This window comes from Bacillus sp. SIMBA_026, assembly GCF_046535335.1.
Taxonomy (GTDB): Bacteria; Bacillota; Bacilli; order Bacillales; family Bacillaceae; genus Bacillus; species Bacillus velezensis.
In genome coordinates, this window is the sequence record NZ_JAWRWX010000437.1 from 1 (window position 1) to 240 (window position 240).

Here is a 240-nt window from a genome sequence, read left to right on the forward strand (position 1 = left end):
CGCTCCTGGCGACGGCCGGATTCCCGAGGGTGCCAGCGGCGGATCGCGATACCCCGAAGCCTTCGGCACCGGACCCGGAACAGTGGCAGAAGCGCTTCCACGCCAATGCTGACCCCGGCAGGGCCGCCAATCTGCATGTTCGGGCGGCCGGGACGCCTGGTTGGCGATACGCGTTGTTGTTCCGCGATTGGCTGCTGGCGGAGCCCTACGCCGTCTCAGCGTATGAGGCGCATAAAAGGG

Annotated in this window: 1 protein-coding gene; it reads left to right on the forward strand. The window is 67.5% G+C overall.

The window, feature by feature from the left end; all coding sequences use genetic code 11:
- Positions 1-5: 5 nt before the first annotated feature.
- Positions 6-240 (forward strand): GrpB family protein (locus tag SB847_RS22090; RefSeq protein WP_410578887.1); only part of this gene is annotated, 235 nt, incomplete at its 3' end.